Origin of the sequence: Hymenobacter arizonensis (assembly GCF_900115775.1) — a bacterium.
Taxonomy (GTDB): Bacteria; Bacteroidota; Bacteroidia; order Cytophagales; family Hymenobacteraceae; genus Hymenobacter; species Hymenobacter arizonensis.
On sequence record NZ_FOXS01000001.1, the window covers coordinates 307891 to 321350 of the forward strand.

Here is a 13460-nt window from a genome sequence, read left to right on the forward strand (position 1 = left end):
TAACGGGAATGCGAAAGCGTGCGCGTCCTCTACAGTAACCCACCCAGGCTGAACACGCGGCCGGCCTGCACCTGGCCGTATTTGGCTTGCAACTCGGCTAGCTTGAGGCGGGAATTTACCAGCGAGGCTTCGCGGGAGTTGAGGAGGAACACGGTGCTTTCGCCGTTTTCGAAGCGGATTTGCTCGCCGTCGCGCAGGCGTTGGTAGTTTTCCACGGCCTGCGCCTGCATGCGCAGCTGCTGCACCAGGGCCTGCCACTCGTTGGCGTTCATCTGGACGGCGGTTTGCACGAAGCGGGCATCTTGTTCAAGGCCTAGCTCGGCCTCCCGGATTTTCAGGGCATTGACTTGCAGCTTGCCGCGCTCCTGGCGCAGAAACAAGGGCTGCGCAAAGCTGAAGCCTACCTTGTAGTTGTTGGCGAGGTAGCCTCCAGCGTAGGTCGAGGGCGAGCGGCTTTCGAGGGAGAAGGGCTGGCCGCCGTGCAGCAGGTTGGCATCGAGCGAGAGCTTAGGTAACAGCTTGTTGCGCACCAGCCGGCGCTCAATGCCCAGGCCCTCGAGCTTGGCACGGGTTTTCAGCAGGTCGGGATGAAACTCCTGGGCCTGGCCCAGGTTCTGCTGCAGGGAGTCGCGGGGGTAGTCGCGCCAGGTGAGGGGCGGGGGCAGCAGCTGCGGCCGGGCCGTGGCGGGCAGCTCACGGGGCTGGCTGTTCTGGTCCCACAGGTAGTTGGAAACCATGAGGGTGGCGTTTTGCCACTGACCTAGGGCCTGCGCCAGCTGCGTTTCGCGGTTCTGGAGCTCGGTGAGGGCTTCTACCGAGTCGATGGCCGCGAGGTCGCCTTGGCGCACCCGCTCGCGGGTTGCCTCAAAACGTACCCGGCCCAGGTCGCGGTTGTTGCGCAGCAACTGGTAGCGCTGGTAGCTCAGGCTCCACTCCCAATAGTCTTTGGTAGCGGTCAGAATGAGTTTGTTGAGAGCGGCCCGACGCTCAGCTTCGGCCAGGCCTACCATGGCCTGGGCAATGCGCAGGGCGGCACGCCGCTCGTCTATCAGAAAGCCCTGGCCCAGCGGCACGGAAATGCCCACGTAGCTCAGGCCCGCCGGCGAGGTAAATTCCTGGGGGTTGACGTAGGTGCCCACGCCGCGCTCGTAGCCGGCCCGCAGGTCGATGCCGCCCAGCCAGATGGGTACGCGGAGGGCATTGTCCCAGTCGTAGAAATACGACTTGCCGTCAAATTCTTTGCCGTAGAACTTGCTTTCTGCCCGGGGGTCGAAGGCGCCCCGGGCCTGGCGCACTTCCTGCTGTGCCCGCTCGGGCAAGAGGCCCGCCTGCCGGGCCACGGGGTGGCGCTCGGTTACGAAGCGGTAAAAATCGTTGAGGCCAAATACGGCCGAGTCTCCCGCTGCTGGGCTGGTTTGCGCGCACAAGGGCCCGGCCAGCGCCAGCACAAGGGCGATGGGTCGAAGCACGCTTTTGAGGACCTGATTCAGCTTACTCACGGGTGGTTTACTTCTGTATTATTGGAGGGTGTTTTACACGGAAGGCAAGAGGAAACAGGCAAGGCCTTGCACTGTTTTTCACTCCTTTCTACCGCGCCGTAACCATTATTCTACTCTTCGCTGCTGCCGCCTTTGTCGGCTTTCTTTTCTTTGCCGCCGGCTTTCTTTTCGGGCTCGGGCTCGCCCACAAAGTCGGGCGGGAAGCCGTTGAGTTGCCGCCACAGCTCGTACCAAATGGGCACGTCGTCGAGCAGGGCCCAGCCGTACACGCCCGAGCCCACGCGCAGGGGCTTCGGCCAGGCTTCCTGGGTGCTGTCGGGGATTACCAGAATGCGGTACTGCCCTTGCGAGTCGATGTTGTCGATGACGGCCACCGTGCCGCCAAAGGTGCCGAAGCTGGTGCCGGGCCAGCCCGTGAACACCAGCGCCGGCCAGCCATCGAACTGCAGCCGCACCTGCCGGCCCACGCGCAGCAAGGGAATGTCCATGGGCTTGACGTAGAGCTCGGCCGCCAGCTGGGGCGTCGAGGGCATCATGGTCACGATGTCCTCACCTTCCTTCACAATCTCGCCTTGGCCTTCTTTCAGGGCGCGCACCACGTAGCCGTCCTGCGGGGCCTGAATGAAGTAGTAGCCGGCCCGAATGCTGAGGTTGGCCAGCTCGTTGCGCATTTTGGCAATCTGGCCTTCGGTGTCAAACTGGTAGGACGTAGCCGAGCGGCGGTCCGATTCGCTTTTGGAGATTTTATCGGTGTACTCGGCCTGCAGCGACTGCAGCTCGATGATGGCGTTGGTCAGCTCCTGGCGCGAGATGCTGAGCTTGTTTTGCACGTCCTGCACCTTGGCCTGGCTTTCCTGGAATTTCAGGCGGCGCGCTTCCAGCTCGGTGAGCGACTTCAGACCCTGGCGGTACAGGTTTTCCTGGGCTTCCTGCTGGCGGGTGGCAATGGCAAAGTCAGCCCGCTGGGCCAGCACCTGGGCCGAGTCGGATTGCACCTTCAGGCGGGCCTGCGACACCTTGTTGCGGGCCTTGCTCAGGCTGAACTGCAGGCCCTGGCGCAGGGCAGTTTGCTGCCCGCCCAGGGCCACGGTTTTGGCGGCGTTTTCGCGCAGCGAGGCAATCTTGGCTTCGAGCTGCTCGCGGGTGCGCTCCAGCAGTTCGGGGTCGAAGTATTTCTCCTTGATTTCGGCGATTTGCACCAGCGTATCACCCTTTTTCACCAGCTGGCCCTCGCGCACGTACCATTGCTGAATGCGGCCGCCAATGGTGCTGGGCACGGTTTGGGGCCGGTCTTGCGGGCGCAGGGTGGTGAGGCGGCCCTGCGAGCGGATGTTCTGCGTCCAGGGCACGAAGCCCGCCACAAACACCAGCAACCCGAGCGTGGCGCCCCAGCGCGCCAACGTGCGCCCGGCCTTGGGCGTTTGCACCATCCGCAGGGAGCGAAAGCGCCGGCTCTGCGGGTGGGTGTCAGTGTGAAGGTTTTCGACGAAAGGCATGCGGAAGAGTTAATTTTTGACTGTGGAGAAGCAGGTGCTTCGGGCAGAATTTGCAAGGCTGGAGGGTGCTTGGCGGTTGCGAGAATCTCTCATCCAACCGTCAGCACCATCCCGATTCCCTTACACCGAGTTGGAGATGACGCGGCCGCTCTCCAGGCGCAGGGTGTGGGGCAGGCGCTTGAGCACGGCCTCGTCGCCGGTGGCCACAATAACCGTCCAGTTGTGCACGGGGTCCAGAATGCGGTCGAGTATTTGGTAGCGCTCGGCCGGCGACACGGCGGGCAGCAGGCCATCGAGTAGCAGCAGCTGCGGTTTGTAGAGCAAGGCGCGGGCCAGCACCAGTTTCTGGCGGGTGCTGTCGGGCAGGGGCGAGGCCGGGCCGACTTCCGTCGCCAGGCCTTGCGGCAGGGCGTAGAGTTCGTCGCGTAGGTTGACCATGGCCAGGGCCGGTGCCACCTCCTCAACGTGCAGGTAATCTTGCCCCAGCGTGAGGTTTTCGAGCACCGAGCCGCTGAACAGCTCCTGGCCGGGCAGGGTGTCGGCAATCAGGCGGGCCAGGCGCTCGGGCGCAATGTCGCGCAGGGCCGTGCCGTTGTAGGCAATCACGCCGGTGTAGCCGTCGAGCTGGGCGGCCAGCAGGCGCAGCAGGCTGGTTTTGCCCGAGCCGTCGGGGCCTGCCAGGCCCAGGTGCTGGCCGGGCTCCAGGCGCAGATTGAGGCCCTGCACGGCGGCTCGCCCGCCGTTGGGGTAGTGGTAGTTCAGCTGGCGCAGCTCCACGGAGGCCGCCTTTTTGGGCTCGTTGCTGGCGGAAGTATCAACTCGGTCTTGTACTTCTGATTCGGGGTTCAGCGGCAAATCGAGCAGGTGACCGATTTTGTCGACCGAGGTGAGGGCGTCGTACACCACGTCCAGCTTCACCAGCAGCTTTTCCACGGCGTTCAGCACCAGAATAATTACGATTTCGGCAGCCACAAACTGGCCAATGTTAATCTGCTTGTTGATGAGCAGCACAGCGCCCACAATCAGCAGCGAAGCCGTTACCAGCACTTTAAAGGCCACGAACCCGAAGTACTGGGTCAGCAGCACTTGGAAGTGGGCCTTGCGGGCCGTGAGGTAGCCAGTCACCAGGTCGTCGGTGCGGTTGTGCACCAAGCCCCGGCGCGGCGCCAGCCGAAACGTGCCCTGCGAGCGGGCCACGTCCTCAAGCCAGGCCACCACCTTGTACTTGTACTTCGACTCCGTAAGGCTGGTGTCCAGGCCATTGGGGCCGGTTACGCGCAGCAGAATGACCAGGATGAAAATCAATACCAGGCCAAAGGCAATGAAGATGGGGTGGTAGAAGGACAGCAAAATCAGGCCCAGCAAAATCTGCAGGCCGGCCGCCGAAAAATCGACCAGCAGAATCACCAGTCCTTTTTGCAGGGTTGGCAGGTCGAGCATCCGGTTCACCTGCTCGGGCAGGTAAGTGCCGTCCATGGCCTCGGTGCGCACCCGGGGCAGGCGCAAGGCCAGCTCCAGGGAAACCCGCGCAAACAGCCGCTGCTGAATAAATTCGACCAGGTAAAGCTGCATAATCTGCAGGCCGCCCACCAGCAGCGTGCCCACCACAATAAAGCCAATCAGGACGATGAGGGAGGTGCTGAGCGCGCCGCTGGTTACGAAGCCAATCACCGACTGCACCCCCAATGGCAACGACAGGTTGATGACGCCAGCCAGCGCGGCGTACACGTAGAGGTAGGTAATGTCGCGCCGCTCAGCGCCCAGCAGCCGGAGCAGCCGCCGGACGGGCGTGAGGTGGGAGGCGTGATTATCAGAGGTAGTAGCCATGAAGGAAAAAGGTGATGGCGAATAGAAGAAGGAGAGTGTGTCGGGCTGGGGCCCGGCTAAGCCAGCGCCGCAAAAGCCAGGTGCTCGATGAAGCGGAGGATTTGACCTTCGGCCGGCTCGCGGGCGTCGGACAGCGAGGGGAGGTGCTGCGCGAAAAACAGCTGCTTGCGGGAGGTTTCGAGCAGCGTGCTCACCAAGGCATGGGGGAAGGGGTAGGAGGGGTTAATCTCCTGCACCATCACCACCAGGTCGCCGGCCAACTGCTTGTATTCCCGAAACAAGCCCACGCGGTTGTCGGCATCCACTTCCTTGGTTAGGTAGGCCTTGCTGGCCTCGGCCACCACAATGCGGTAGAGGGCCGCTTCGTCGAGGCCGGCCGTGCCCTGGTCGTCGAGGTGGGCGTGGCACAGCACGCCCAGGGCCAGGCGCAGGCGCTCCGAGGCGTTGGCCACGTTGTGGGTATGAAAGCGAATCTGAAAACGCAGCCAGGTCCAGTGCCACGACACGAGGTAGAGCAGGAGCCGGTGCTTGTTTTCAAAATACCGGTAGATGCTGGCCTCGGTCGAGGCAATCACGGCGGCGAGCTTCTTGAATGTAAAGTGCTCGAAACCGATGTCGTCGATGAGTCTGATTCCCTCAGCTACAATGCGGCGGCCCAGCTCTGTGCCCTGCGGGTCGCGCAGGTAGAGGTTGTCGTTTAGACTAGGGCGAATGGTTGGCGTCATGAAGCGGGCAAATGCATTAAGGACTTTGCGAAAAGGCGAAAGGGCACGTTGGAGCTAATCTAGGTAACCAGCCAAAAGAACCACAAAGAACAGCGTTACGACCTTAAAATGAGATTAAATCCATAAGGGCGGTGGTCTGTGCCTTGGAGAGCCGGGCTGGCCATAGCTGCCCTAACACTAAAAAATTGCTGGTGTTATCAGTTTAATGACGATTTAATCTCTACTCCCCCTGACCCAGCGAGAAACCCCGCTGTCCGTCGAACAAGTAGAGGTTTTCCGTCTTGATGACGGTGTGGCCGGCAGCGGTCAGGCGGCCCAGCAGCTCCAGCACCTGCGGGTAGGTTACGGGCACGTAGAGGGGCTCGGCTCCGGCCGTGGAGGTGGCGGCTACAAAGCGGCAGCGCCAATGGTCGGTGCAGAACGTTTCGGCGTGGCCTTCGGGGTACACTTTCACCCCGCGGTTGGTGATGATTTTCAGCTTCATCTCGGGTTGGGCCAGGGCTTGGAGCCTGGGGCCCAGCTCGTTGGGCACGGCGCCGTCGGCCAGCAGGAAAATGTCGCACCCCACCAGCTCCTGCTGGGGCCGCACGCGGGGCAGCAGAGCAACGGCCGGCTGCGGGCGCGAGGCGTGGGCCGGCGCAGCCGGGCGGCTGGTGCCCAGGTGCGCCGGCTGCAGGCCCAACCGGGCAATTACGGCATCGGCAAAAGCGGTGGTGCCCACCCGCTCGCGGCTGTTGCCGGCGCGGTAGATGTCGGCCGTGTGCAGACCGTCTTCGAGGGTGCGGAGCCAGGCGTTTTCTACCACGTCGGCCACTTTGCCTTGGCCCAGGTGCCGCAGCATCAGAATGGAAGCCTGCAGCAGGCCCGAGGGGTTGGCCACGTCCTGCCCGGCAATGTCGGGGGCCGAGCCGTGAATGGCTTCAAACAACGACCCGCCCGCCCCGATGTTGGCTGAGCCGGCCAGCCCCACCGAACCCGCAATCTGAGCCACTACGTCGGAAATAATGTCGCCGTACAGGTTCAGGGTCAGCACCACGTCGTAGCGCTCGGGCGTGTCGGCCAGGCGCGCCGTGCCGATGTCGATAATCTGGTGCTCCTGTTCGATGTCGGGGTACTCGCGCCCGATTTCCGTGAACACCCGATGAAACAGCCCGTCAGTCAGCTTCATGATGTTGTCTTTGGTCATGCACGTCACCTTGCGGCGGCCGTGCTGCCGACAGTACTCAAACGCGTAGCGCGCAATTTTTTCGCAACCGGGCCGCGACACCAGCTTGAGGCACTGCACCACGTCAGGGGTTTGCTGGTGCTCGATGCCCGCGTACAGGTCTTCTTCGTTTTCGCGGATGATAACCACGTCCAGGTTCGGGAAGCGGGTGGCCACGGCCGGGTGCAGCGAACGGTTGGGGCGCACGTTGGCATACAGGCCCAGGGTTTTGCGCAAGGTCACGTTCAGGCTTTTGTAGCCTCCGCCCAGTGGGGTGGTAATGGGCGCTTTCAGCAACACGCCCGTGTGGCGGAGCGAGTCCCAGGCCTCGGGCGCAATGCCCGAGCTGTGCCCGGCGTGGTACTGCTGCTCGCCTACTTCAATAAACTCCGGGGCCAGTGCGGCTCCGGCCGCGCTGAGGATGCGCAGGGTTTGGGTCATAATTTCCGGACCGATGCCGTCGCCCATGGCCACCGTGATGGGGGCGGGGGCTGCCAGGGCAGGTTGTTGGGGGGCAGGGGAGAGCATCGTTTCCATGCGAGCAGGGCCTTGGGGTGAAATTTGAGAAGGGTTGATTGTTTATCAGGTGCAAATGTATTGCTTGCTTTCCAATATGAGAGCTTTACTATCATAAAAAATAGCTGTCGTCTTTTTGCTGCCCAGCTGGCCCGGGTGCCCCGTACATTTGCACCGGCACCGCCGTACAAGGTTTTCCCTATTTGCCTCCTGCATGAATCATGTTTCCTATTTGTTGGCCGGCTTTGCGGCGTTTCTAGCGCTGGTTGGTCCCGTTGGGGCTCAGGTTCCGGGCAAGCCCAAACCGCCAGTGGCGGCCACTGCCACTACCCCGCCTTCCCCGGCCGCGCAGGACGCCCGTTACCGCGCTGCCAAAACCCAGCTCGACCAGGGCAACTACGCCGCCGCTCTCAAAGACCTGGAGCCGCTGGCCCAGCCCCGCGCCAAGTTTACCCGAGCCGCCGATGCCGCCTACTTAGCCGCAGTGGCCGCCACCCGCCTAAAAGACTGGTCTGAGGCCGAACAGCTACTCAACCTGCTGCGGACTGAGTATCCCACGTACCCCAACCTGCCCGATGCCTTATTTCTACAGGGCCAGGTTTCGTTCGAGCAAGGAGATTACGACACGGCCCTCAAAACCCTGGCCCAGCTGCCCGACACCCGCCTCACGCCGGAGCGCGAGCTGATGAAAGCCGCCTACCTGGCGCGCGTCACAGACCGTAGCACCTGGCAGCGCCTGCTGCGTCGCTACCCCACCGATGCCACCCTGGCCCGCGCCTACGCCGACCGCCTCGTGGCCGGCGGTGCCTACACCGAAGCCGACCGCCCCCAGCTCGACGAGCTAATTGCCAAATTTAACCTGGACCGCGCCCGCTACACGCCGGCGCCCCGCGCTTCTAAAAAAAGCAGCTACAACGTGGGCGTGCTGCTCCCGTTCGAGCTCAGCGACCCCAGCTGGCAAACCCAACGCAAAAATCAGTTTGTAACCGACCTCTACGCCGGCCTGCGCCTGGCCCAGGACAGCTTGCAGCGCGCGGGCCGCAGCATCCAGCTTTTTGCCTATGACACCGGTGCCGATACCCTGACCCTGAAGCAGGTGCTGGCCCAGCCCGAGCTTGCGGGTATGGATTTGCTTATTGGCCCCGTGTATAAGTCGGGGGCCCGCCTGCTGGCCCGCTATGCCCGCGAGCACCAGATTGTGTGCGTCAACCCTTTGTCAGAAGACGGCGACTTGGTGATGGACAACCCCTGGCATTATTTATATGGCCCCAGCGCGGCCACCCAGGGGCGGGTAGCTGCGCAGTTCGCCATCAGCACCTTTGGTACCGCCCGGCCCGGCGTGTTGCTGCACGAAGAAGGCAAGGACGATACCGACTTTGCCACCGCCTACCGCACCACCTTCGAAGCGCAGGGAGGCAAGATTGCCGCTGTCCGTCGCTTCAATGGAGAGGCGGAAGAGAGCCTCAATGCCGCATTTGCCGGCCTCGACCTGCTCAATACCGGCCACTTGATGGTGGCCTCGGAGAACCGTCGAACGGGGCCTGTCACCTTACGCTTGTTACAGCAGCAGCCCGCGGCCACTCGTCCGGGTTTGCTGTGCCCGGGTTCCTGGCTCGACAACCCGCGGCTGGAAATCAGCCAGCTCAACATTCCGAGTGTCTTCTTCGTGCATCCCAAGTACTACGACGAGCAGCGCCCGGGCTTCCGCCGCTTCCGGCAGCTGTACCTGCAGCGTCAGCGCCTGCCGCCGTCGGTTTATGCCAACCAAGGCTTCGAAATGTTGTTATACTTTGGGTCGGCCTTGTTTCAGTATGGGCCGGCTTTCCAGCCCAGTTTGGTGACCGCGCCCCCGGTGGCGGGCGCTGTGTTTGAGGGCCAGAGCTACCAGGGAGGCGCCCACGACAACCAAGTGGTGCCCATTGTCAAGCTCACCAACCTCGAGCTGCAGCTGCTGCGCTAACCTGGCGCCCGGTTCAGGCTGGGCGGCGCGTCCGTCGGTAGGGGAGTCCTCTGCCGCCGCCATTCTCTACTATAAATTCCCATCAAATTCTTACATGCTTAATCTCACGACTTCCTCCGCCCTTTTCGAACGCGCCAAAACGCTGATTCCGGGCGGAGTCAATTCGCCCGTGCGCGCTTTCCGTTCAGTGGGTGGCTCGCCAGTCTTTATGCAAAGTGCCCAGGGTGCCTGGCTCACAGACGTTGACGGCAACCGTTACGTTGATTTTATAAACTCCTGGGGACCAATGATTCTGGGGCACGCACCGCAAATGGTGCTTGATGCCGTTTCGCAGGCTCTCACCAACTCGCTCAGCTTCGGCACGCCTACCCGGCGCGAGGTCGACATGGCCGAGCTGATTCGGAAGATGGTGCCCAGCATCGAAAAAGTACGCTTGGTAAATTCCGGCACCGAGGCCTGCATGTCGGCCATTCGGGCGGCCCGGGGATACACCGGCCGCTCCAAAATCATCAAGTTCGAAGGCTGCTACCACGGCCACGGCGACGCCTTCCTGATAGCTGCCGGTAGCGGCGCCCTCACCGCCGGCGAGCCCGACTCGGCTGGTGTAACCCGCGGCGTTGCCCAGGACACCCTCACCGCTCCCTACAACGACGTGCCCGCCGTAGAGGCCCTCATCGCTGCTAATCCCGGCGAAGTGGCTGCCCTCATCCTGGAGCCTGTGGTCGGCAACATGGGCTTGGTAGCGCCCGCCGAAGGCTTCCTGCAAGCCCTCCGTGCCTTGTGCACCGAGCACGGCATCGTCTTCATTTTCGATGAGGTAATGACCGGCTTCCGCCTCGCGCAGGGCGGCGCCCAAGAGCTCTATGGCATCAAGCCCGACCTTACTACGCTGGGCAAAATCATCGGCGGCGGCCTGCCGGTGGGCGCCTACGGTGGTCGCGAAGACATCATGAACTGCGTGGCTCCCGTCGGCAAGGTGTACCAGGCCGGCACGCTCTCGGGCAACCCCATGGCCACTGCCGCTGGCATGGCCCAGCTGCGCTACCTGCACGAGCACCCCGAGCTGTACCGCGACCTCGACGCCAGCACCGCCCGCCTCGCCGATGGCACCCGCCAGATTGCGGCCGAGCTCGGCCTGAACTACACCGTCAACCGGGTAGGCTCCATGTTCAGCTTGTTCTTCACCAGCCAGCCGGTGAATAACCTGGAGGACGCCAAGCAGTGCGATACCGCTGCTTTCGGCCGCTACTTCCACGCCATGCTCAACCGCGGCATCTACCTGGCCCCTTCACAATTCGAAGCCCTATTCATATCCACGGCCATCACCGACGACCTGGTGGAAATGTACCTGACGGCCTGCCGCGAATCGTTGATAGAGGCACACGGCTAGCCTAAAGCGCCGCGGGAATATCGTGCGGGGTGCCGCGCGGTTAAAAAAGGTTTCGCTAAGGGTTGATTAAACCCGACCTTAGCGAAACCTTTTTTAACCGCGCGGCACCTCGCGCTTTACCTTTGCTTCATGGTAAAACAGTTTTTCCTTGTTCTGCTGCTACTGTTGGGGCAGCTGGCCCACGCCGAAACACCTGCGCAAGCCAACAAGCGGCTATTCGATAGAACCATCGACGAATTGAACTTCCGCACCATGGAAACGGTGTACGACAAGTCGTTCACCCGCGGTAAGTTTCCCATCACCCTGCGCACCGCCGCAGCCCGCCGCAACTTCGATGGCTTCGGCACCAATACCGCCCTGAGGCAGCTGTTTATGAACTACAATGGCGTGGCCGAGCGCTACAAAAACCGTTATGGCAACGGTCCTAACACCCTGGCCGAGTTTGAGAAACAGCTCAACTCAGTTTTGCTCGACAAGAACTTTGAGTTCTTCATTCACAACCTGCCGCGCGACGAGCGGGTGGCCCTCATCCGGGCCGAGCAGCGCCTGATTCAGCAGGCCACGGCCCAGTTCAATGCCTCCGGCGCCCCCGAGGAAGTAGCCGCCGTGCCCCCGGCCGACGTCGACGCTCAGCCCGAGGCCCCCATGGCCGCGCCCCTCACCACCCACGACGAGGGCTCCGGAGCCGCTGCCGACGACGACCGGCCGCTCACCAGCCAGGCCGCCACCTCCGCTGCGGGCGTAGCCCCGCAGCACGACTGGGTCGACTACGTGACGCTGCTGCTGAGCCTGACAAGCACCATCATGCTGCTTTACCTCATCAGCAGTGTGCTCCCAACCATGAACCGCCGCATCAACAACCTTGCTGCCGACCCGGAGCCCGAACCCGAGCCCCGCAGCATGATGAGCCGCCTGCGGCCCACCCGCTCGCAGGGCTTGCACGAAGACCGGTACGAAGAAGACGAGGAAGACGACTACGAGCCCACCGGCCCTTCCCGACGCGACGACGACTAACTCCTGACTTGGCTTTGGCGAAGTTGTTCAGAGTTAAAATCAAGCCGACTATCCGCTAACGCCACGGCCCAACTCCTAATAGCTCCACCCCACAAAACCGTTCTCCAGGACAGAGCGGCCTTTTAACTTTCAGCCCCACCAAGTTCTAATGATTCTGACCGACCAGCAAATTCTCGCGGAAATCGAAAAAGGCACCATCATCATCGAGCCTTACGACCGCAGCTGTCTGGGCACCAATTCCTACGACGTCCACCTCGGCCCGTACCTCGCCACCTACCGCGACGGCGTGCTGGATGCGCGCAAGCACAACGAAATCGACACTTTCGAAATCCACGAAACCGAGGGCTTTGTGCTGCAGCCCGGCACCCTGTACCTCGGCGTGACCCAGGAATATACCGAGACCCACGCCACCGTGCCCTTCCTCGAAGGCAAGAGCAGCGTGGGCCGTTTGGGCATCGACATTCACGCCACCGCTGGCAAGGGCGATGTAGGCTTCTGCAATCATTGGACGCTGGAAATCAGCGTGTCTATGCCGGTGCGGGTGTACCGTAACATGCCCATTGGCCAGCTTATATACTTTGCCGTGCAGGGCGACGTTGCCACGTTGTACAACCACAAACAGAGCGCTAAATACAACGACCGAACCGACAAACCAGTCGAGTCGATGATGTGGAAAAATAAATGGTAGCATATTGGCACGCAGCTATATGCTCTGCATTATTCCGAACCAGCAGGCGGTTTTCTTCGTTTTAGAAAGCAACTGAGCCACTTCCGACTGGCTCGGTCCTTGCGTAAGTGTGTTACACAACCCCCTACGACGACGACTATGAAAACCGCATTTGCAGCCTTAATCTTTGCTTTGTTGGCCGGGGCCGCCTCCGCTCAGCAAGCCCCGCGGGCCTCGACCGTAGAGCCCCGTGACAAAACCCAGTCCAGCCCCCGCCTCAACCCCGTGCAGGCCCGAGCCGACCGCCTGAGCAATCAGATGGTGCGCGACCTGCGCCTCAACGGATACCAGGCCGCTAAGCTCCGCGCCATCAACGCTGATAAAGTAGCCAAGATGGCTGCCATCGAGCGCAAGAACGCCGGCAACCCGAAGCTCATCGATGAGGAGTGCAACGGCGTGTGCAAAGAGCGCGACCAGGAGTTGCAGGCCGTTCTCAGCAACGACCAGTACAGCAGCTACTACAGCGCCCGCAGCAACTACTACAAGCTTGACAAGGATTTCGCTTCGCAATCGGCTAGCATCATGCTCACCGAATCCGTGCAAAATCCGGCCCCGGCCCGCGCCAACGATGCCGTTATAGCCCCCGCTAAAACCGCGCCCGTCAACCGGCCGGCCGGCAACCTGGGCCGCAACGCCCGCTAAGGAAGACAGCGCAGGCCTCAGGCTATAAGTTTAAATCAAAGCCCCGCCAGACACAGTCTGGCGGGGCTTTTCGTTCTTATTCAATAGCAGGTAATTACCGGGTTTGCTCCTGCTTATCCAGGTAATCCGACAGCTCTTTGCAAAGGGCTCGCATCTTGGCGGCCATTTCCTTGTCGTCGGTAGCAGTCACGATATTCTCGGCCATTGAACCGATGTTGTCCACGCAAAAGCGCTTCATCTCATCTACCGGCATGTCTTTGGTCCAGAGGTCAATCTTCATGGTGCCTACCTGCTCACGGTCCCACAGGGCAATGTTAATGGCCTTGGCGAAGTGGATGTCCGGCCCCGCATCGGTGGCCGACCAGCTAATGGCCTCGGGAACCTTGTTTTCGTCGAGGGCAATGCTAAAGCGGATTTCTGATTTTTTCATCTTGTGTGTATCGAAACGATAAAGAAGAAC

Annotated in this window: 11 protein-coding genes; 5 read left to right on the top strand and 6 right to left on the bottom strand. The window is 61.8% G+C overall.

Annotated features, from left to right (window positions below; genetic code table 11):
* Nucleotides 1-29: 29 nt before the first annotated feature.
* The 5 genes from BMZ66_RS01300 to BMZ66_RS01320 form a co-directional block, all read right to left on the bottom strand.
* Nucleotides 30-1469, bottom strand: a complete 1440-nt coding sequence (locus BMZ66_RS01300) for a TolC family protein (RefSeq protein WP_177204545.1) — start codon at nt 1467-1469, stop codon at nt 30-32.
* Nucleotides 1470-1609: 140 nt separating this feature from the next.
* Complete coding sequence (locus BMZ66_RS01305; RefSeq protein WP_092668195.1) at nt 1610-2995, bottom strand: HlyD family secretion protein; 1386 nt, start codon at nt 2993-2995, stop codon at nt 1610-1612.
* A 120-nt stretch (nt 2996-3115) separates the two neighbouring features.
* Nucleotides 3116-4822: a peptidase domain-containing ABC transporter gene (locus BMZ66_RS01310; protein WP_092668196.1), complete on the bottom strand. Its 1707-nt coding sequence runs from the start codon at nt 4820-4822 to the stop codon at nt 3116-3118.
* Between the two features lie 56 nt (nt 4823-4878).
* Nucleotides 4879-5547 carry a TetR/AcrR family transcriptional regulator gene (locus BMZ66_RS01315; RefSeq protein WP_092668197.1) on the bottom strand — a complete coding sequence of 223 codons (669 nt, stop codon included), beginning with the start codon at nt 5545-5547 and terminating at the stop codon, nt 4879-4881.
* A gap of 220 nt (nt 5548-5767) precedes the next feature.
* Nucleotides 5768-7288, bottom strand: coding sequence for an NADP-dependent isocitrate dehydrogenase (locus tag BMZ66_RS01320; RefSeq protein WP_234794936.1), 1521 nt, complete (start codon nt 7286-7288; stop codon nt 5768-5770).
* A 193-nt stretch (nt 7289-7481) separates the two neighbouring features.
* Here BMZ66_RS01320 and BMZ66_RS01325 point away from each other — a divergent pair, with 193 nt between their 5' ends.
* From BMZ66_RS01325 to BMZ66_RS01345, 5 genes are all read left to right on the top strand, one after another.
* On the top strand, nt 7482-9227 hold the full coding sequence (locus BMZ66_RS01325; RefSeq protein ID WP_092668198.1) for an ABC transporter substrate-binding protein: 1746 nt from the start codon (nt 7482-7484) through the stop codon (nt 9225-9227).
* A gap of 94 nt (nt 9228-9321) precedes the next feature.
* Entirely contained in the window at nt 9322-10617 is a 1296-nt protein-coding gene (gene hemL / locus BMZ66_RS01330) for a glutamate-1-semialdehyde 2,1-aminomutase (protein WP_092668199.1), read from the top strand.
* Between the two features lie 129 nt (nt 10618-10746).
* Nucleotides 10747-11631, top strand: coding sequence for a hypothetical protein (locus tag BMZ66_RS01335; protein WP_092668200.1), 885 nt, complete (start codon nt 10747-10749; stop codon nt 11629-11631).
* Nucleotides 11632-11779: 148 nt separating this feature from the next.
* Nucleotides 11780-12319, top strand: coding sequence for a dCTP deaminase (dcd, locus tag BMZ66_RS01340; protein WP_092668201.1), 540 nt, complete (start codon nt 11780-11782; stop codon nt 12317-12319).
* Nucleotides 12320-12457: 138 nt separating this feature from the next.
* Entirely contained in the window at nt 12458-13000 is a 543-nt protein-coding gene (locus BMZ66_RS01345; RefSeq protein ID WP_092668202.1) for a DUF4890 domain-containing protein, read from the top strand.
* A 94-nt stretch (nt 13001-13094) separates the two neighbouring features.
* On the opposite strand, the gene gldC is transcribed toward BMZ66_RS01345, so the two are convergent.
* On the bottom strand, nt 13095-13430 hold the full coding sequence (gene gldC / locus BMZ66_RS01350; RefSeq protein WP_092668203.1) for a gliding motility protein GldC: 336 nt from the start codon (nt 13428-13430) through the stop codon (nt 13095-13097).
* Between the last annotated feature and the right edge of the window lie 30 nt (nt 13431-13460).